An 18,980-nucleotide genomic window follows, 5' to 3' on the forward strand; every position below is an offset into this window, starting at 1 on the left:
GGCGCGGGGATAACAACTTTTAAAACGCCTCGCCCACAAAAATACGGACAGGCTCCGCAGCCACGGCGCCCGCGGCGCCGGGCGGCCTACGAAGATCTGGAACATACGAAGATCCTGCACCGACGAAGAACCAGGACATACGAAGACGCAGCACCAACGAAGAACTCCGTCATACAAATATCCCGCAGCCAAAAACCGCCCCCCCCTTCACTCCAACTTAACGTTCGCCTTAACAATCACCTCCCTCCACTTGGCAATCTCCTCCCGCACAAACTCCCCAAACTGCTCCGGCGTCCCAGGCTTAGGCTCTGCACCCGCAGCAATCATCGCCTTGGCCGTCCCCGCATCCGACAGGACTTTCACCATGTCTGCGTTGATTCGCTTCACGATGTCGGGTGGCGTGCCTTTCGGGGCCATCACGCCGCTCCATGAATATGCCTCGTAGCCCGGCAGTCCCGATTCCGCGATGGTCGGGATGTCGGGCAGCATGCTGGATCGCGTCGGGTTGCCTACGCCCAGTGCTCGCACCTTGCCGCCCTTCAGATGCGGCACTGCTGACGGGCCGTCGGCGAACATGACCTGTACCTGGCCGCCCAGCAGGTCCTGCATCGCCGGCGCGCTGCCGCGGTAGGGAACGTGCTGGATTCGCACGCCGGCCATGGCGTTGAAGAGCTCGCCCGCCAGGTGCGTGCCGCCGCCGGTGCCCGACGAGCTGAAGGACAGCTTGCCGGAATTCTGCTTGGCGTAGGCGATCAGCTCGCTGACCGTGTTCACCGGTAGCGACGCGTTCACCACCAGCACGATCGGGAACACGGCGGCCATGCCCACCGGCACGAAATCGGTGGTGATGTCATAGCTGAGGTTGGTGCGCAGGCTGGGCAGCACCGCGTGATGGATGGAGGCGAAGAAGAAGTTGTAGCCGTCGGGCTCGGCCTTGGCGGCGAATTGCGCGCCCACGATGCCGCCCGCGCCGGACTTGTTGTCCACCACCGTAGGGACGGACCAGAGCTGGCCCAGCGGCTGCGTCGTGAAGCGGGCGGTGGTGTCTACGGGACCGCCTGCCGGAAAGGGCACGATGAAGGTTACGGCATGGCCCGGCCACGTCGCGGCGCGGGCCCAGGAAGGAAGCATGGCGGCGGCGCATGCGGCGCCCAGCCCCGCGACGGCGCGGCGGCGGTCTAGATCGATCACGGCAGTCTCCTGAGTCTTGTTCTGGTTGCGGTCAAGCATCTGGCAATCCGCCCGCCGCTGTTTTTTATTATTTTCCGAATGCCGGGATCTGCTGCTACGTATTTTCAAAAGCCCCTCTTTCGCGGGGGCCGCACGTTCGTTCACCGGACAACATTCGTCGACGCGCCGTGGACATACGGCATACGGTCTACGGCGTCGGAACCAATGCGGTCCGCGCCTGTGCGCCCTGCTATCGACCTACCCTGCTGTCGACCTACCCTGCTATTGCCCGCGCGCGGCGCGCTGCACGTGCTCGATGAAGCATTCCGCGAAGCTGGGTAGGTCGCGGCCGCGTTGGCGGCACAGCAGGCGGTCGCGCAGCGCCCACGGGTCGTCGAGCTTCAGCACGTGAAGTGAATCGGGGCGGCTGTAGCGGGCCGCGCAGGCGCGTGGCACGACGGCGATGCCCGCGCCAGCTTCGACCATGCGGCACACGGCTTCGAAGCTGCCGACGTGCACGCGCTGGCAGATACGCTTGCCCAGGCCGCTGGCGATGTCTTCCAGGAAGGTCTGGATCGCGCTGTCGGGATGGATGCCCACGAATTGATAGGCGTCCACGAGGTCTACGAAATGCGCGGATTTCTGCTTGGCAAGCGGATGGTCCAGCGACGTGACCACGGTGAGTTCGTCGCGGAACAGCGGCGTGACGTCCAGTCCATCGACGTCGATGTTTCCCGCCACCAGCCCCAGGTCCCCGGCGCCCGCGCGGATGGCGATGACGATGTCGCCCGAGATTTTTTCTTCCAGCTCCACGTCGACGTCCGGGTTTTCAGCAAGAAACGTGGATAGCGCGTCAGCCAGGAAAGAGTTGGTGGCGGTGGTGTTGGCCAGCAATCTGAGGCGTCCCTTGAGCCCGCTGGCATAAGGCTGCAAGTCTGCATTCAGGCATTCAAGCTGGCGGAACACCGCGTTGGCGTGCTTGAGCAGCACTTCGCCCGCTGGCGTCAGCGCGACGCCGGTCGCCATGCGCACCAGCAAGCGGGCCTTGAACGCCTCTTCCATGTGCTTGACGCGCGCGCTTGCCGCCGGCAGCGACAGGAATGTGCGTTCCGCAGCACGGGTCAGATTGAGTGTTTCTCCCACGTTCAAAAACAAACGCAGGTCCGTCAGATCATGTCTCATGTTCCACCACGCAGAAGGGGGGCATTTCTAATTTTGAATTCTTCGAATGCCGAGTCGAATCTACCATGAGGCATCCCCATGAACCAGACGGGTTGATGCGGAACTGTTTTCCACACGCGGCTCGCGCCGCAGCACAGGAGTCGGATTCGATGAGCGGCTTGGTTTCCGGAAAGGTAGTGATCGTGACGGGCGCGGGCGGCGGCATCGGCCGTGGCGTTGCGTTGGCAATGGCCCAGGCGGGCGCCAAGGTCGTGGTCAACGACATCGGCGTGTCGCTCACGGGCGAAGGCGGCGCGGACGGACCCGCGCAGGCCGTGGTGAAGGAGATCCAGGAGGCCGGTGGATCCGCCGTGGCCAACACCGACAGCGTGGCCGCCTATGACAGCGCCAGTCGCGTGGTGCAGACCGCCATCGACGCGTTCGGCCGCATCGATGCGGTGATCAACAACGCTGGAAATCTGCGCGACCGGGTTTTCCACAAGATGAGCGAAGAGGAATGGCGGCAGGTGATTGACGTGCACCTGAACGGTTCCTTCTTCATGAGCCGCGCCGCGGCGCCCTACTTCCGCGAACAGGAGTCCGGCGCCTTCGTGCACATGACGTCCACGTCCGGCCTCATCGGCAATTTCGGCCAGGCGAACTACGCGGCGGCCAAGCTGGGCATCGTCGCCTTGTCCAAATCCATCGCGCTGGACATGGCGCGCTACAACGTGCGGTCCAACTGCATCGCGCCGTTCGCCTGGAGCCGCATGACCAGTTCCATCCCCGCGGAGACCGACGAGGAAAAGGCGCGTGTCGAAAAGCTCAAGAAGATGGAGGCCGGCAAGGTCGCGCCGATGGCGGTATTCCTGGCCAGCGATGCGGCCAGCGAGATCACCGCGCAGATCTTCGCCGTGCGCGCCAACGAGATCATGCTGATGAGCCAGCCACGGCCGCTGCGCACCGTGCATCACGGCGAAGGCTGGACGCCCGAGCGCATCGCCGAGATCGCCGCGCCCGCCATGCGCAAGCATTTCTACGCGTTGGAGCGTTCGCCCGACGTGATCGACTGGGATCCCATCTGAGGCCGCCACATGCCGTTGGACTATGCAACCGTGAAGGACTGGCGTTTCGACGACGTGCGCCAGCGCTACGACCAGAAGGACACCATGCTGTATGCGCTGGGCATCGGCCTGGGACAGGAACCTGAAGACCCGGGGCAACTGCGCTACGTGTACGAAAAGGACCTGCGCGCGTTTCCGACGATGAGCGTGATCCTCGGCTACCCCGGCTTCTGGGTCAGCGACCCGCGCTCGACCGTTAACTGGGTGAAGGTGGTGCATGGCGAACAACGCCTGACGCTGCACGCGCCGCTGCCCTCGGCCGGCGTCGTCACCGGCAAGACCCGCAACACGCACGTTATCGACAAGGGCGCGGACAAGGGCGCCATCATCGTCAGCGAACGCACGCTGCATGACGAGGACGGCGCCTGCCTGGCCACCCTGCGCCAAAGCACGTTCTGCCGCGGCGACGGCGGATTCGGCCAGGGCGACGCCAGTCCCGATCCGCTGCCCGCCGCGCCCGACGGCGATCCCGAACTGCGCTGCGAGTTGCGCATCCCGCCCAGCGCGGCGCTGCTGTACCGGCTGAATGCAGATCGCAATCCGCTGCATGCCGATCCGGACGTCGCGCGCCAGGCAGGCTACCCGCGTCCCATCCTGCACGGGCTGTGCTCCTACGGCGTCGCGGCGCACGCCATCGTCAGGACTGTCTGCGACTATGACGCCGCCCGCCTCACCAGCCTGAACACGCGCTTCTCCGCGCCCGTGTATCCGGGCGAGACCTTGCAGTGCGACATGTGGCGGATGCCGGACGGTCAGATCCGCTTCATCGCCCGCGCCAAAGAGCGCGGCGTCGTGGTCATGAGCCACGGCACCGCGACGGTGCAATCATGACGCGGCCGCCTCCGCTGGACGGCATCCGCGTCCTGGATCTTTCGCGCATCCTGGCCGGCCCCTGGTGCACGCAGAACCTCGCCGACCTGGGCGCCGACGTCATCAAGATCGAACGCACGCGCGTGGGCGACGACACGCGTGCCTGGGGGCCGCCGTTCCTGAAGGACGGAGACGGCCAGGACACCAACGAATCTGCCTATTACCTCAGCGCCAACCGCAACAAACGGTCAGTCGAAGCGGACATGGCCACGCCCGAAGGCGCGGCCCTGATCCGCGAGCTGGCAGCGGTCAGCGACATCCTGGTCGAAAACTTCAAGGTGGGCGGGCTGGCCAAGTACGGGCTGGACTACCAGAGCCTGAAAGAGATCAACCCACGCCTCATCTACTGCTCGGTCACGGGGTTCGGCCAGGACGGCCCGTTCGCGCAGCGCCCCGGCTACGACTTCATGATCCAGGGCATGGGCGGGCTGATGAGCATCACCGGCGAGCGCGATGACCTGCCTGGCGGTGGACCGCAGAAGGCCGGCGTGGCCGTCACCGACATCGTCACCGGCATGTATGCCACCGTGGCCGTGCTGGCGGCGCTGCAGGAACGCCATCGCAGCGGCCAGGGCCAGCACCTGGACATTGCCTTGCTGGACAGCCACGTGGCCCTGCTGGCGAACCAGAACTCGAACTACTTCAACTCGGGCGTCGCACCCACGCGCGCCGGCAATGCGCACCAGAACGTGGTGCCCTACCAGGTGTTCGCCGCCAGCGACGGCCACCTGATCGTAGCCACGGGCAACGAATCACAGTACCGCGCGTATTGCCGCGCGATCGGCGTGCCGGATCTGGGCGACGATCCACGCTTTGCCACCAACCGGCTGCGCGTCACCAATCGCGTGGAACTGATCGGCATCCTGACTGCGATCATGAAAGAAGGCCAGCGCGACGATTGGATCGCCAAGCTGGAGGCAGTGGGCGTGCCCTGCGGCCCCATCAACGACATCGCGCAAGCGTTCGCGCATCCGCAGGCTCAGGCCCGGCAGCTTCGGCGCGACATGCCTCATCCGGCGGGCGGCGTGGCGCCGGTGACGGCCAGTCCGCTGCGCTTCTCGGATTCTCCGGTCGTGTACCGGCGCGCGCCGCCGCTCTTGGGGGAACACACCGAGGAAGTGCTGCGCGACGTGCTGGGCAAGTCGGCGGAGGCGATCGCAGCGTTCCGGAAGTAGGAAGCGGCCGCAAGCGCCATCCGCTTACGCCATGGCGTCCAGCAGCCAATGACGCTTGTCGAACCAGCCCCTGAAGACGCGGGCGTCTTGGGCGCCGGCGTCATGCTGCGGCAGGCGCTGGCCGCCAGCCGCCAGGTGCAGGCCGCGCATGACGGGCTGGAAGCGCGTCCGGAATGCCGAGCCCTGCGCCTGCAAGTGCGCCTGCATGGCGGCGATTGCCGCCTGCTGCTCGGCCGCCGGCATCAGCGACAGAAAGAACAGCACTTGCCGCCAGGCGGACGCCGTATTGCGGATCATGCGCACGCGCGCATGCCAGTCATGGATGGCCATCTGCTGGCGCGCGCAGATCCATTCGAAACCGGCGGCCGCCATCTGGCCATATCGGCTGCGCAACCTGGCATCGAGGCCGGCGTCCGTCACCAGCACCGCCAGGTTCTGGGTCGTCAGGATCTGTTGTTGTTCGATCACCATGCCGTTGGCCCCGACGCTACCTCGACCCGGCAGCACCCCGGCGCGCGTCGCGCAAAGCTGACCAAAGGCGTCGACCTGTGCATACTTGGTTCGGGATTTCCTGGGGTATCGGCAGTGCAAGAACGTCGCGTGCATCGATCGCGAAATAGTTGGCGTACAGGTTGCCATCCAGCAAGGTCGCCGCGCACCGGGCCGCGTCCAGGAACTTGCGTCCGAATCGCCCCATGAAGATGTCCGCGGCTAGTTCGTCGACCAGCGGAAGCTCCCACTGCGCACGCTCCGCCAGCGCGTGCAGTTCCTGCAACAGCTTGTTGGGCAATGGCGCATAGGGGAATGAGACCAGCGCCAACTCTGCGATTTCGGTGAATGCGGCGCGAGCCGAATCGGGGTCCTGTTGCGCCGGGCGTCGCAGGGCTTCGATGGCTGCGATCCAGGGCAGCCCGTCGAACGAGGCCTGCCGCTCAAGATTCAGCAGCAACAGGGACCGACGCTGGCGGAACGCGCGATAACTTGCGCCATGGAGCGAGCGCAATGCGGGATTCGCAAAGCCGCCGCTCTGCAGCGTCGACGTGATCTGCGGCGTGAGCGTCGCCAGGAAATCCCCCGAGGGGATCAGCCCCTGCTCCACAAGTTCGGAAAGCGTGCCGCTTTGGCAGCGACGCGCGCGCCTTGCCACAGGCGCCGGCACGTCCGTACCGGGCGAAAGCCCGAGGCTTCCCGCTTCGGCTGCATTCAACGGAGCCAGCACGGGCGCCAGGTCGGCCACGCCGGCCGCCTGCGGATGGTCCTGCAACCGGACGGCCACCAGTCGCGCGATCTCATGAAATCCGACGGCGGAGACATCGCGGCATTGACGTTCGCGCAGTGCTTGATGCGCCACGGATTCCGGCTGGCCGTGCGCAGCCACGAAATCGCGAACGATGCGGCGTATCCGGCCCACCTGCCTGCCAGTGAGGTCGGCCGGGGCCAGCGCGCAGCGCGCCAGCAGGTCGAAGAGTTCGCGCTTGTGGCGATGCTTGCGCGACGTTCCGATAGACACTTGGCCGCTGGCTTGCGCGACAGCGATTTCGGATGTCAGCACCAAGGCCCGGTGCGCCCAATCCTGCGGATAGCGCCGGCACGGCCAATCGTCTTCGAAGGTTTCGAGGAACAGGGCGACGGCGCGGTCGTAGCAGGGCAACAGCGTCTGAACCGCCGCGCGCTGCGCGGCGATGCGCGGCTGCGCGGGCAGGCTGGATAACCGTGCGGCGACGTCGCCCGCGGTGCTGACGTGGATATCGGCGCCTGCGTCGTCGTCGCCCGATCCTGGAGCGGGATAGAAGCGCAGGCGATCGAAGAACGGAGCCAGCACCGCGACCAGTTCCCGCGCGGCGTCGGCGAGCCTCTGGCCCAACAGCCAGGCCACGACGGCCAGTGCAGCTTCTTCCGGCACGTCGATGCGATAGTCGCCGCGGGCCAGGCGGTCCTGCAAATGCGCGACGCCGGCTTCGCTGAGAAAGTAGGCGTTGAGATCCCGCCGTTCGCTGCCAGCCGCGACACCAGGAAGGCTAGCGGCCAGTTCGCGCTCGTACGGGGTCAGCGGGCCACCGGCGAGCAGCGCCCCCGTGGCAAAGCCGCCCGTGGCGACATCCAGGGTCACCCAATCGGGAATACCGGGCAGCGGTGTCGCGGAACCATAAGTGACCGAACCGCCCAGCGCGTGCGCCAGCACTTGCCGCCAGCGTTCGACACGCGCCGCCGCGCGTTCGCGAACGGCTGGGTCGGGATGGGAGTCGTGGGTCGGGATGGGAGTCGTGGGTCAGAAATGCTTTCGCGAGCATGGCCGCGGCATAGCCGCTGCCCACCCCGCGCGCATGCGGCGTGTCGTCCATGATGCCTGGCTTGTTTATGAAGGGATGCGAGAGGAAGGGATCCGGGAGCTGGATTCGAACCAGCGCCTATCCGGACTGGAGCCGAATGTTCTACCGCTGAACTATCCCGGAATGACGGGCGCAGTATATACACCCCACGCAGAGGTGCGTTCTTACCAAGAAAAATTGGCCGCTGATTTCAGCGGCCAATTGATCTTTACCAAGTCATTTCATTTACGCAACGGCGACCGGAATCTTGCCGATCTTCGCTTGCCATTCCTTGGGTCCGGTCGTGTGGACCGACGTGCCGTGGGAGTCGACCGCCACGGTCACCGGCATGTCTTTGACGTCGAACTCATAGATGGCTTCCATGCCCAGGTCGGCAAAGCCCAGCACCTTGGCGCCGCGGATGGCCTTGGACACCAGGTACGCCGCGCCGCCCACGGCCATCAGGTAGGCTGAGCCGTGCTTCTTGATGGAGTCGATGGCCACCGGGCCGCGCTCGGACTTGCCGATCATGGCGATCAGGCCGGTCTTGTCCAGCATCATGTCGGTGAACTTGTCCATGCGCGTGGCGGTGGTGGGGCCGGCGGGGCCGACCACTTCGTCGCGCACCGGGTCGACCGGGCCCACGTAATAGATCACGCGGTTGGTGAAATCGACGGGCAGCGGCTCGCCCTTGGCCAGCATGTCCTGGATGCGCTTGTGCGCGGCGTCGCGGCCGGTAAGCATCTTGCCCGACAGCAGCAGGGTCTGGCCCGGCTTCCAGCTGGCGACTTCTTCGCGGGTCAGCGTGTTCAGGTCGACCTGCTTGGACTTGTTGTAGTCCGGCGCCCAGTGAACTTCGGGCCATTCGGACAGCGACGGCGGATCCAGGCGCGCGGGGCCCGAACCGTCCAGTTCGAAGTGCGCGTGGCGCGTGGCCGCACAGTTCGGGATCATGGCGACGGGCTTGGAGGCCGCGTGCGTCGGGAAGGTGTTGATCTTGACGTCCAGCACGGTCGTCAGGCCGCCCAGGCCTTGCGCGCCAATGCCCAGCGCGTTGACCTTTTCGTACAGTTCGACGCGCAGCTCTTCCAGCTTGTTCTGCGGGCCGCGGGCCAGCAGTTCGTACATGTCGATGTCTTCCATCAACGACTGCTTGGCCATCAGCATGGCCTTTTCGGCCGTGCCGCCGACGCCGATACCCAGCATGCCGGGCGGGCACCAGCCGGCGCCCATCGTCGGAACGGTCTTCAGCACCCAGTCCACCAGCGAATCGCTGGGGTTCAGCATGGCGAACTTGGTCTTGTTTTCGGAGCCACCGCCCTTCGAGGCGATCTGCACGTCGACCTTGTCGCCCTGGACAAGTTCGACGTGCAGGATACAGGGCGTGTTGTCGCGCGTGTTCTTGCGCGCGAACAGCGGGTCGTCCAGCACGGAGGCGCGCAGGGGATTGTCGGGGTTCAGGTAGCCGCGGCGGACGCCTTCGTCGCACAGTTCCTGCAGGGTGCGCTTGGTGTCGAAGCGCACACTCATGCCGATCTTCAGGAAGACATTGACGATGCCGGTGTCCTGGCACAGCGGACGCTTGCCTTCGGCGCACATGCGCGAGTTGGTCAGGATCTGCGCCATCGCATCGCGCGCGGCCGGGCTTTCCTCGCGCTCGTAGGCGCGCGCCAGATGGCGGATGTAGTCGACGGGGTGGTAATAGCTGATGAACTGGATGCCATCGGCTATCGACTGGATGAAGTCTTCTTCTTTAATGATGACGGACATGGCGATTTGCAGGTCTGGATGGAAAACGTGAAAACGCGGCTGGCCCTGGCAGCCAGCCGCGCGGGGTAAACCACTATTTTTGCTGCGCGGCCGCCTCAAGGCAAATCGGCTCCATCGGGGAGCCATCAGCCGGCCTGGCGCAGCAATATGGGGACATTCTCTATTTACCTTGCCACACCGGCTTGCGCTTTTCGGCGAAGGCGGTGGCGCCTTCCTTGGCGTCGGCCGACGTGAAGATGTGCGCGATCAGGGGACGCTGGCGGTCGAACATGCCTTCCTGTTCCCAGTCGCCGGACTGCGCGACGATGCTCTTGGCGGTCTGCACGGCCAGCGGGCCGTTTTCAACGATGGCGCGGGCCAGTTCCAGCGCGCCGGCCAGGGCACCGCCCGGCTCGGTCAGGCGGTTCACCAGGCCAAAGGCGTGGGCGCGTTCGGCGCTGAGCATTTCGCCGGTCAGGATGACTTCCATGGCGATGTGATACGGCAGGCGGCGCGGCAGGCGCAGCAGGCCGCCCGCGCCGGCCACCAGGCCGCGCTTGACTTCGGGCAGGCCGAACTTGGCGTTGTTGGCAGCCACGATCAGGTCCGACGCCAGCGCCATTTCGCAACCGCCCGCCAGGGCATAGCCCTCGACGGCGGCGATCAGCGGCTTCTTGGGCGGACGTTCGTTCAGGCCGGCAAAGCCGCGGCCTTCCACGTACGGGCGCTGGCCGGAGGCGGCGAATGCCTTCAAGTCCATGCCCGACGAAAACGTGCCGCCGCCACCCGTCAGGATGCCGATGCGCACGTCGTCGCGGCTATCCAGCTGGTCCAGCGCGGCGGCCATGGCCACGGCGGTTTCCAGGTTGATGGCGTTCTTGGCCTCGGGACGGTTGATCGTGATGATCTGGATACCGTCGGTGACTTCCACCGTGATCAGGTCAGACATGGGACTGCTCCTTCCGGGAATTCTCGGAATCGGGTTCCGGGTTTTATATAAGACTGGGTCAGAACGGAATGATACGACCATTGGGCGGCAGGTGCTGCCGCCCCCCGCCGATCAGTATATTCACCAGCCCGCAACGTTCCGTCCCCGACCCGCGCCACGCCTTTCGCCTGCTGTGCGGCGGCGCGCGCGGGCTTGCCGAGCGGCGCGCCATCCATGGCCCGCGCACCCTGCCGTTCAATATAGTGACCACCCCCGCGTCGGCGTGAAACAAGCGCGAGGGCCGCTCTTATAGTGGCCTCCACCCGCAACGCTTCAGCCACGAAGAGCCTTTCATGCCCGCAACAAGCCAACTGAACTACATCAAAGCCCCCGCCGCCCGTGCCGAGGACAGCGCCAGCGCCATCGAGGATACGGTGCGCGAGATCATCGCGCAGGTCCGCACCCGTGGCGACGCCGCGGTCCGCGAGTACTCGTTGAAATTCGACGGCAAGGACACGCCGGTGCTGGAGGTTTCCATCGAGGCGCGCCTCCAGGCGGTCGCCGACCTGGACGAGCAGACCCGCCGGGACACCGAATTCGCCATCGAGCGCGTCCGCGCCTTCGCCGAGGCGCAACTGGCGACGGTGCTGCCGCTGGAAATCGAGACGCTGCCCGGCCTGCACCTTGGGCACCGCGTGATTCCCGTGCAGCGCATCGGCGCCTACGTGCCCGGCGGCCGCTATCCGATCCTGTCGGCGCCCGTCATGACCATCGTTCCGGCCAAGGTCGCCGGCTGCGACGAGGTCATCGCCTGCCTGCCGCCCGGCGCCCATCCCGCCATGATCGCGGGCTGCCACCTGTCCGGCGCCGACCGGATCTTCCTGGTGGGCGGCGCGCAGGCCATCGCCGCCATGGCCTGCGGCACCGAATCCATTCCCGCCGTGGACAAGATCGTCGGCCCGGGCAACGCCTACGTCAATGAAGCGAAGCGCCAGGTGTTCGGCGAAGTCGGCATCGACCAGCTTGCCGGCCCCAGCGAAATCTTCGTGGTCGCGGACGACAGCGGCGACGCGGAAATGATTGCGACGGACCTGCTGGCGCAAGCCGAACACGACGTGCGCACGCGGGTCGGCCTGATCACGACCAGCGAGCGGCTGGCCCGGGAAACCCTGGCGGCCGTGGAGCGGCAGTTGAAAGACCTGCCCACCGCCCCGGTGGCGGCCCGCGCCTGGGCCGACTACGGCGAGATCGTGCTGAGCCCCGACGAAGCGGCAATGCTCGCCTATTCCGACTACGTGGCCGCCGAACATCTGCAGGTCCATACGCTCGACCCGCACGCCACGGCCGGCCGGCTGCGCAACTACGGGTCGCTGTTCATCGGCACGCAGGCCAGCGTGGTGTACTCCGACAAATGCTGCGGAACCAACCACACGCTGCCCACCATGCGGGCGGGCCGATATACCGGCGGCCTGTGGGTGGGCTCGTTCCTGAAGATCTGCACCCATCAGTGGCTTGATGCCCGCGGCGTGGCCGCCGTGGCCCCGCCGGCCGAACGCCAGAGCCGCACCGAAGGCATGGAAGGCCACCGCCGCGCCGCCGCGCTGCGCATGGGCTGACGTCAATCCGCCGTCGGATCGGGACCGTCCGGCGGCCATTCCAATAAATCGTCCACAAGGGGAAAAAAATGAAACTCGGCATCATCCTCGGCGCGCTGGCGCTGGCCGGCGCGAGCCTTGCAGCGCCTTCGCACGCGCAGCAGCCCTATCCGTCGCGCCCCATCAAGCTTGTGGTGCCCTTCCCGCCTGGCGGCACCACAGACGTGCTGGCGCGCACCATCGCCGACCCGCTGGGCAAGCTGCTGAAACAGACCGTCGTCGTGGAGAACCGCAACGGAGCAGCGGGCCGCATCGGCAGCGAGTACGTCATCCGCGCCGATCCCGACGGATACACGCTGGGCATCGCCACGGTCAGTTCGCACGCGGTGACGCCGGTGGTCTACGACAACATCTCGTACGACGTCACTCGCGACCTGGCGCCCATCACCAAGCTTGCCTCCGTGCCCAACGTCCTGACGATCGGACCGAAGGTGCCCGCCACCGACATGGCTTCCTTCGTGAAGCTGCTGAAGGAAAAGCCCAACGTCTACACCTATGGTTCCGCGGGCGCGGGGTCGGAAGCCAACATGATGGGCGAGCTGTTCAAGCTCAGCACCGGCACCGAGATGATGCACGTGCCCTACCGCGGCTCCAGCCCCGCGCTGCAGGACGCGTTGGGCGGCCAGATCGCGGCGGTGTTCGACAATCTGCCGTCCTCGCTGCCGTTCATCCGCAACGGCGACCTGAAGGCGCTTGCGGTGGCCTACCCGCAACGCATCGATGCGCTGCCCGACGTGCCGACATTCGCCGAGGTGGGCCTGCCCGACGTCAACGACGCATCGTGGTTCGGGCTGGTCGCGCCCCGCGACACCCCGCCGGCCGTCGTGGAGACGATCTACAAGGCGGTCGCGCAGGTGCTGGCCACGCCGGAAGTGAAGGAAAAGCTGGCAGGATTCTCCGCCGTGCCGGTGGGCAATCCGCCCGCCGAATTTGCCGCGGAACTGAAGGCCGAGATCGACAAGCAACGGGCGACCGCGCAGCGCGCCCACATCAGCCTGAAGTAGATTCCCCCTTACCTGCCTGCATCCGGAGACCCAGACATGCCCGCTCGCTATCGCATCCTGGTGGCACAGCTATTCCAGGAGACGCACGGATTCACCCCCGTGAACACGCCCCTGTCGGCTTTCGAGATCGAACGCGGCCGGGCCATGTTGACCGCCAACGCCGCGGCCGATTCAGTGCTGGGCGGCATCCTGCGCACATTGAAGGCGCATGGCTGCGAGGCCATCCCCACGCTGGCTGCGCGCGCCCGGCCCGGCGGGCGGGTGGAGGACAGCGCCTACGCCCTGCTGCGTGAAGGTGTCCTGGACGGGGCGCGAGCCGGCGGCTTCGATGCGATCGCGCTGTGCCTGCACGGCTGCATGCAGACCGTGGGGCTGGACAGCGCCGAAGCCGACCTGCTGGCGGCGCTGCGCGCCATCGTCGGGCCCGACATGCCCATCGTTGCCGGCTTCGACCTCCATGCCCACGCGGTGCCCGGCCTGCTCCGGCAACTGGATTTCGCATCGGCCTACAAAACCAATCCGCATGCGGACGCCGCCGAGACCGGCACGCGGGTGGCCACGCAGCTCCTGCACATTCTGGACACGGGCGAACGGCCCGCGGGCGTCAGCGTGCTGGTGCCGATGCTGACGCGTGGCAATGACGAGACCGCGCGTGGCCCCCTTGCGCAGCTGCACGCCCAGGCGCAGGCAGCCGTCGAGGCGCGCAAGGGCCTGCTGGACGTGTCCCTGTTCAACGTCAACCCGTTCATCGACGGCGAGGGCGTGGGTCAGACCGTGCTGGTCTACGCGCAAAACGCCAACGGGCTGCCGCAGGCCAGGACGCTGGCGGCGACGCTCGCCCGCGCCCTGTGGGACGGGCGCGATGCGTACGTCCACGACTTGCCGGACACCGACACGCTGCTCGAACGCCATGCTGGCTCCGGCCGCAAGCTCATCATTGGCGACTTCGGCGACCGTGTGCTGGCCGGGGGACCGGGCGACAGCCTGCACGTGCTGCAGCGTGCGCTCGCCCTTACGCCGGGACGCATCGCCGCAATCGTCACGGATCCCGCCGCGTTGCATGCGTGCGAGCAGGCCGGCGTCGACGCCCCGGTGCAGCTGCGGGCCGGGGGGCTGTACAGCGTGGATTGCGAGCCCATGATCGTATCGGGCCGCATCGCCGCGCTGGGCAGCGGCGTCTTCCGCAACCGCGGCGCATTCATGCGCGGCGCCACGCTGCGGCTGGGGCCGTATGCCGTGCTGCGCAACGAACGCTACGACCTGCTGATCACACAGGACGCCGTCATGTCCCAGGATCCCGGCTGCTACCTGGATGCCGGCATCGACCTGGACGGCGTCGACGTCATCGTGGTCAAGTCCGGTTATCACTTCAAGCTGGCCTTCTCCGACATGGGCGACTGCGCCTGCGCCGAAACGCCGGGCCTGACGGGCTACCATCCGGAACGCCTGCCGTTCGGCAAGGCCCGGCCGCTCTACCCGCTGGACACCCCAGCATACCGTCCCCAAATAATCGAGCTGCGGGTCCGGCAATCGGCGGCGGGCTGAACGCCGCCCCGTGTATCCTGCAAGCCAAAACGGCTGCCGGCCCGCAGGAGGAGACACGATGCCGAGAATTGGCGCAGACATCAGGGAATTACGCCGCCGCCGCGGCCTGGGGATACGCGAGGTCGCCCAGCGCTCGGGCGTTTCCCACGCATCGATCTCGCTGATCGAGCGCGACAAGATCAGCCCGTCGCTGGACACCCTGGCGGCGGTGCTGGACGCGCTGGGCACCACCATCGTCGGATTTTTCTCGAACAGCCGGCTGCTGGTGGCGGAATCGCCCTTCTACACGCCGGACGACCTGCCCGAGATCGGCAATCCAAACGCCATCTCGTACCGCATGATCGGCAGCCGCTTCGCCAACCGCGCCATGCTGATGATGCAGGAGCGCTACCAGCCCGGCGCCGATTCCGGCGAACTGTTCAGCCATCCCGCCCAGGAGGCTGGACTGGTGCTGTCCGGGGCGGTCGAAGTCACCGTCGGCGACAAGACCCGGGTGCTCCAGGCGGGCGATTCCTACTACTTCGACAGCCGGGTTCCGCACCGCTTTCGCAACGTCCACGACGGTCCCAGCGAAATCGTCAGCGCGGTCACGCCCCCGACTTACTAACCCCTTCGGGACGCGCCGCCCGGCGCCAGTTAAAATGCCAGGTTTCCCACGCCCAGGGCGACCCTTGCCCGGCGGCCGAATTCCAAGAATCCTATGCTCACCTTTCAGCAAATCATCCTTACGCTCCAGGAATACTGGGACAAGCAGGGTTGCGCCCTGCTGCAGCCCTACGACATGGAAGTCGGCGCCGGCACCTCGCACACGGCCACGTTCCTGCGCGCGATCGGCCCCGAGCCCTGGCGCGCCGCCTACGTGCAGCCGTCCCGCCGTCCCAAGGACGGCCGCTATGGCGAAAACCCCAACCGGCTGCAGCATTACTACCAATATCAGGTGGTCCTGAAGCCGGCGCCCCCGGAAATCCTGGATCTGTACATCGGTTCGCTGAAGGCGCTGGGCATTGACCCCACGCAGCACGACATCCGTTTCGTCGAGGACGACTGGGAAAACCCCACGCTCGGCGCCTGGGGCCTGGGCTGGGAAGTCTGGCTGAACGGCATGGAAGTGACGCAGTTCACCTACTTCCAGCAGGTCGGCGGCCTGGATTGCACGCCCACCACCGGCGAAATCACCTACGGCCTGGAACGCCTGGCCATGTATCTGCAGGACGTGCAGAGCGTCTATGACCTGGTCTGGACGGAAGGCGCCAACGGCAACCGCGTGCTGTACCGCGACGTTTTCCACCAGAACGAAGTCGAACAGTCCACGTACAACTTCGAGCATTCGTCGGCCGACATGCTGTTCGCACATTTCAACGACTACGAAGCCGAAGCCAAGCGCCTGATGGACGTGCCGCTGGCGCTGCCCGCCTACGAGGCCGCCCTGAAGGCCGCCCACACCTTCAACATGCTGGACGCGCGCGGCGCGATCAGCGTCACCGAGCGCGCCGCGTACATCGGCCGCATCCGCAACCTGTCGCGCGCCGTCGCCCAGGCTTACTACGATTCCCGCGAACGACTGGGCTTTCCCATGCTGGGCCGCGCAAAGGCCGCCGGGGAGGCAGCATAAATGACGACGAACATCCGCCCGTTGCTGGTCGAACTCCTGACCGAAGAACTCCCGCCCAAGGCCCTGCAAAAGCTGGGCCAGGCCTTTGCCGAAGGCGTGCGCGCCACGCTGGCCCGCCACGGTCTCGTGGCCGACGGCTGCGCCGTGACCGCGTATTCGACGCCGCGCCGCCTGGCCGTCCACCTGTCCGCCGTGCTGGCGCAGGCGCCCGACCAGGCCTATGCCGAAAAGCTGATGCCGGTAAAGATCGGCCTGACCGAAGACGGCAAGGCCACACCCGCGCTGCAGAAGAAGCTGGCGGCCAAGGGCCTGGAAAACATCGACGTGTCCACGCTGGACCGTGAATCCGACGGCAAGCAGGACTACCTGGTCGCGCGCGGCACCGCCGCCGGCGCGCAGCTGGCCGCGGGCCTGCAAGAAGGCATCGACGCCGCCATCGACGGCCTGCCCATTCCCAAGGTCATGCGCTACCAATTGGCCGACGGCGCCACCACCGTCAAGTTCGTGCGCCCCGCGCACGGTTTGATCGCCCTGTTCGGCGCCGACGTCGTGCCCGTGTCGGCGCTGGGCCTTGCGGCCGGCCGCGACACGCAGGGCCACCGCTTCATGAGCCAGGGCGCCGTGTCGATCGCCAATGCCGACGCCTACGCCGCCACGCTGGCCGAAAACGGCCGTGTCGTGGCCTCGTTCGAAGAACGCCGCGCTGAAATCCAGCGCCAGTTGCAGGAACATGCGTCCCGCCTGTCGGCCACCCTGGGCGACGACCCCGAAGTCACCGCCCTGCTGGACGAAGTGACCGCCCTGGTCGAACACCCCACCGTCTACGAGGGCCAGTTCGAAGAGCAGTTCCTGCAGGTGCCGCAGGAATGCCTGATCCTGACCATGCGGCTGAACCAGAAGTACTTCCCGCTGTTCGACCCGGCAACCGGCCGCCTGACGCACCGCTTCCTGATCGTGAGCAACATGCGCACGGACAATCCGGTGAACATCGTCGAAGGCAACCAGCGCGTCGTGCGCCCGCGCCTGGCCGACGCCCAGTTCTTCTTCGAAACCGACCGCAAGACGCCGCTGGCCGCGCGCGTCGAACAACTGGGATCCATCGTCTACCACAACAAGCTGGGCACCCAGCTTGAACGCGTGGAGCGCGTGCGCGCGATCGCCCGCGGCGTGGCCGGCCTGCTGGGCGGCGACGTTTCCGCCGCTGACCGCGCCGCCCTGCTGGCCAAGGCCGACCTGGGCTCCAACATGGTGGGCGAATTCCCTGAACTGCAAGGCATCATGGGCGCGTACTACGCGTCCGGCGACGGCGAACCCGCCAGCGTCGTGGAAGCCCTGCGCACCCAATACCGCAACCGTTACGACGCGCCGGTCACGCAGGACACGCTCACTGCCGCCACGCTGTTCATCGCCGAACGCATCGAAACGCTGGTCGGCATCTGGGCCATCGGCCTGGCCCCCACCGGCGAACGCGACCCCTTCGGCCTGCGCCGCGCCGCGCTGGGCCTGATCAGCGCCTTCGAGCAACTGGCCGCCGGCGGCTGGCTGAAGATCAGCCAGGACGGTCCGCTGTCCCTGGACGGCCTGCTGGAACTGGCCGCGGGCACCTTCCCTGCGGGCAAAATCCCCGGCGACACGCTGTCCGACGTCCGCACGTTCATCTATGAACGCTATCGCAACCAGCTCATCAACGACTTCGACCGCAATGCGGTCGAGGCCGTGATCGCGCTGACGCCGCCCCTGCACCAGGTGGCCGAACGCGTGCGCGCCGCCGCAGCGTTCGCACAGCTGCCCGAGGCCGCCAGCCTGGCCGCCGCCAACAAGCGCATCGGCAACCTGCTCAAGAAAGCCGAAGGCGAGATTGGCGCCGTGAATGAAGCAGCGCTGATCGAGCCCGCGGAAAAGGCCCTGGCGACTGCCGTGGCCGCATTGCGTCCGCAAGCCGAATCGCAGTTGGCCGCGGGCGACTTCGCCGGCAGCCTGTCGACGCTGGCGAAGGCCCGCGAACCCGTGGACGCGTTCTTCGCCGACGTCATGGTCATGGCCGAAGACCCCGCCGTGCGCGCCAACCGGCTGGCCCTTCTGGGCCAGCTGCACGGTCTGATGAACCAGGTCGCCGACATTTCCAGGCTTGCACAGTGAAGCTGATCATCCTCGACCGCGACGGCGTCATCAACCAGGACAGCGACGCATTCGTCAAGACGCCGGACGAATGGATCGCCCTGCCCGGCAGCCTGCAGGCCATCGCGCGCCTGACGCAGGCCGGCTGGAAGGTGGTGCTTGCCACCAACCAGTCGGGCCTGGCGCGCGGCCTGTTCGACATGGACACGCTGACCTCCATCCACACCAAGATGCGCCGCGAGCTCGCCGCCGTGGGCGGCAACATCGACGCCGTCTTCATGTGCCCGCACGGCCCCGACGACGACTGCACCTGCCGCAAGCCGCGCCCCGGCATGTTCGAGCAGATCGGTCATCGCTACGACATCGACCTGACCGGCGTGCCGGCCGTGGGCGATTCCCTGCGCGACCTGCAGGCGTCGTCCGCCGCCGGTTGCAAGCCCTGGCTGGTGCTGACGGGCAACGGCAGCAAGACGCTGGCAAAGGGCGGACTGCCCGACAACACGCGCGTCTGCGATGACCTGTCGGCCGTGGTCGACGCCCTGCTGCAGGACGCGTGATCG

The 18,980-nt window shown here is 66.7% G+C and carries 16 protein-coding genes and 1 tRNA gene; 10 read left to right on the forward strand and 7 right to left on the reverse strand.

The genetic code is table 11. From position 1 onward, the window contains the following. Nucleotides 1–207 precede the first annotated feature (207 nt). Nucleotides 208–1,230 carry a tripartite tricarboxylate transporter substrate binding protein gene (locus RT614_RS24805; protein ID WP_313624830.1) on the reverse strand — a complete coding sequence of 341 codons (1,023 nt, stop codon included), beginning with the start codon at nucleotides 1,228–1,230 and terminating at the stop codon, nucleotides 208–210. 222 nt (nucleotides 1,231–1,452) lie between these two features. Further along, entirely contained in the window at nucleotides 1,453–2,352 is a 900-nt protein-coding gene (locus tag RT614_RS24810) for a LysR substrate-binding domain-containing protein (protein ID WP_313624831.1), read from the reverse strand. Between the two features lie 149 nt (nucleotides 2,353–2,501). Between RT614_RS24810 and RT614_RS24815 the strand changes: the two genes are divergently transcribed. From RT614_RS24815 to RT614_RS24825, 3 genes are read left to right on the forward strand one after another with little or no spacing between them, the layout of a single operon-like run. Beyond that, a complete protein-coding gene (locus tag RT614_RS24815; RefSeq protein ID WP_313624832.1) occupies nucleotides 2,502–3,416 on the forward strand; it encodes an SDR family NAD(P)-dependent oxidoreductase in 915 nt (304 codons plus the stop codon). Between the two features lie 9 nt (nucleotides 3,417–3,425). Next, a complete protein-coding gene (locus RT614_RS24820) occupies nucleotides 3,426–4,286 on the forward strand; it encodes a MaoC/PaaZ C-terminal domain-containing protein (protein ID WP_313624833.1) in 861 nt (286 codons plus the stop codon). Next, the gene (locus tag RT614_RS24825) at nucleotides 4,283–5,500 is read left to right on the forward strand and encodes a CaiB/BaiF CoA-transferase family protein (RefSeq protein ID WP_313624834.1); all 1,218 of its coding nucleotides are present in this window, start codon (nucleotides 4,283–4,285) and stop codon (nucleotides 5,498–5,500) included. Before RT614_RS24820 ends, RT614_RS24825 begins: the two co-directional genes overlap by 4 nt. 24 nt (nucleotides 5,501–5,524) lie before the next feature. On the opposite strand, the gene RT614_RS24830 is transcribed toward RT614_RS24825, so the two are convergent. From RT614_RS24830 to RT614_RS24850, 5 genes are all read right to left on the reverse strand, one after another. Further along, on the reverse strand, nucleotides 5,525–5,971 hold the full coding sequence (locus tag RT614_RS24830; protein ID WP_313624835.1) for a hypothetical protein: 447 nt from the start codon (nucleotides 5,969–5,971) through the stop codon (nucleotides 5,525–5,527). 16 nt (nucleotides 5,972–5,987) lie between these two features. Next, nucleotides 5,988–7,682, reverse strand: coding sequence for a hypothetical protein (locus RT614_RS24835; RefSeq protein WP_313624836.1), 1,695 nt, complete (start codon nucleotides 7,680–7,682; stop codon nucleotides 5,988–5,990). A gap of 199 nt (nucleotides 7,683–7,881) precedes the next feature. After that, nucleotides 7,882–7,953 (reverse strand) — tRNA-Trp (locus RT614_RS24840). A 102-nt stretch (nucleotides 7,954–8,055) separates the two neighbouring features. Next, nucleotides 8,056–9,579 (reverse strand): fumarate hydratase, encoded by a 1,524-nt coding sequence (locus tag RT614_RS24845; RefSeq protein ID WP_313624837.1) that lies wholly within the window; start codon nucleotides 9,577–9,579, stop codon nucleotides 8,056–8,058. Between the two features lie 160 nt (nucleotides 9,580–9,739). Then, the gene (locus tag RT614_RS24850; RefSeq protein ID WP_313624838.1) at nucleotides 9,740–10,507 is read right to left on the reverse strand and encodes a crotonase/enoyl-CoA hydratase family protein; all 768 of its coding nucleotides are present in this window, start codon (nucleotides 10,505–10,507) and stop codon (nucleotides 9,740–9,742) included. 332 nt (nucleotides 10,508–10,839) lie between these two features. On the opposite strand from RT614_RS24850, the gene hisD reads away from it, so the two are divergent. The 7 genes from hisD to gmhB all read left to right on the forward strand — a co-directional run bounded on the left by hisD (nucleotide 10,840) and on the right by gmhB (nucleotide 18,977). Further along, nucleotides 10,840–12,102 (forward strand): histidinol dehydrogenase, encoded by a 1,263-nt coding sequence (gene hisD, locus RT614_RS24855; RefSeq protein ID WP_313624839.1) that lies wholly within the window; start codon nucleotides 10,840–10,842, stop codon nucleotides 12,100–12,102. A gap of 68 nt (nucleotides 12,103–12,170) precedes the next feature. After that, on the forward strand, nucleotides 12,171–13,145 hold the full coding sequence (locus RT614_RS24860; protein WP_313624840.1) for a tripartite tricarboxylate transporter substrate binding protein: 975 nt from the start codon (nucleotides 12,171–12,173) through the stop codon (nucleotides 13,143–13,145). A 36-nt stretch (nucleotides 13,146–13,181) separates the two neighbouring features. Further along, nucleotides 13,182–14,690 (forward strand): M81 family metallopeptidase, encoded by a 1,509-nt coding sequence (locus RT614_RS24865; protein ID WP_313624841.1) that lies wholly within the window; start codon nucleotides 13,182–13,184, stop codon nucleotides 14,688–14,690. Nucleotides 14,691–14,748: 58 nt separating this feature from the next. Beyond that, on the forward strand, nucleotides 14,749–15,297 hold the full coding sequence (locus RT614_RS24870) for a cupin domain-containing protein (protein WP_313624842.1): 549 nt from the start codon (nucleotides 14,749–14,751) through the stop codon (nucleotides 15,295–15,297). A 93-nt stretch (nucleotides 15,298–15,390) separates the two neighbouring features. After that, nucleotides 15,391–16,302: a glycine--tRNA ligase subunit alpha gene (glyQ, locus tag RT614_RS24875; protein WP_313624843.1), complete on the forward strand. Its 912-nt coding sequence runs from the start codon at nucleotides 15,391–15,393 to the stop codon at nucleotides 16,300–16,302. After that, complete coding sequence (gene glyS / locus RT614_RS24880) at nucleotides 16,303–18,441, forward strand: glycine--tRNA ligase subunit beta (protein WP_313624844.1); 2,139 nt, start codon at nucleotides 16,303–16,305, stop codon at nucleotides 18,439–18,441. It abuts the gene before it with no gap. Then, entirely contained in the window at nucleotides 18,438–18,977 is a 540-nt protein-coding gene (gene gmhB / locus RT614_RS24885) for a D-glycero-beta-D-manno-heptose 1,7-bisphosphate 7-phosphatase (protein ID WP_313624845.1), read from the forward strand. The genes glyS and gmhB overlap by 4 nt, the downstream gene beginning before the upstream one ends. Nucleotides 18,978–18,980: the final 3 nt, after the last annotated feature.

It is taken from the genome of Achromobacter sp., assembly GCF_032102605.1.
In the GTDB taxonomy this organism is placed as follows: domain Bacteria; phylum Pseudomonadota; class Gammaproteobacteria; order Burkholderiales; family Burkholderiaceae_B; genus Achromobacter.

Coding starts and splice junctions, on each gene's coding strand:
- glyS (WP_313624844.1), top strand. CDS start 16,303: ATGACGACGAACATCCGCCCGTTGCTGGTCGAACTCCTGACCGAAGAA.
- RT614_RS24870 (WP_313624842.1), top strand. CDS start 14,749: ATGCCGAGAATTGGCGCAGACATCAGGGAATTACGCCGCCGCCGCGGC.
- RT614_RS24825 (WP_313624834.1), top strand. CDS start 4,283: ATGACGCGGCCGCCTCCGCTGGACGGCATCCGCGTCCTGGATCTTTCG.
- hisD (WP_313624839.1), top strand. CDS start 10,840: ATGCCCGCAACAAGCCAACTGAACTACATCAAAGCCCCCGCCGCCCGT.
- RT614_RS24815 (WP_313624832.1), top strand. CDS start 2,502: ATGAGCGGCTTGGTTTCCGGAAAGGTAGTGATCGTGACGGGCGCGGGC.
- RT614_RS24850 (WP_313624838.1), bottom strand. CDS start 10,507: ATGTCTGACCTGATCACGGTGGAAGTCACCGACGGTATCCAGATCATC.
- RT614_RS24860 (WP_313624840.1), top strand. CDS start 12,171: ATGAAACTCGGCATCATCCTCGGCGCGCTGGCGCTGGCCGGCGCGAGC.
- RT614_RS24810 (WP_313624831.1), bottom strand. CDS start 2,352: ATGAGACATGATCTGACGGACCTGCGTTTGTTTTTGAACGTGGGAGAA.
- RT614_RS24820 (WP_313624833.1), top strand. CDS start 3,426: ATGCCGTTGGACTATGCAACCGTGAAGGACTGGCGTTTCGACGACGTG.
- glyQ (WP_313624843.1), top strand. CDS start 15,391: ATGCTCACCTTTCAGCAAATCATCCTTACGCTCCAGGAATACTGGGAC.
- RT614_RS24865 (WP_313624841.1), top strand. CDS start 13,182: ATGCCCGCTCGCTATCGCATCCTGGTGGCACAGCTATTCCAGGAGACG.
- RT614_RS24830 (WP_313624835.1), bottom strand. CDS start 5,971: ATGGTGATCGAACAACAACAGATCCTGACGACCCAGAACCTGGCGGTG.
- RT614_RS24845 (WP_313624837.1), bottom strand. CDS start 9,579: ATGTCCGTCATCATTAAAGAAGAAGACTTCATCCAGTCGATAGCCGAT.
- RT614_RS24805 (WP_313624830.1), bottom strand. CDS start 1,230: ATGCTTGACCGCAACCAGAACAAGACTCAGGAGACTGCCGTGATCGAT.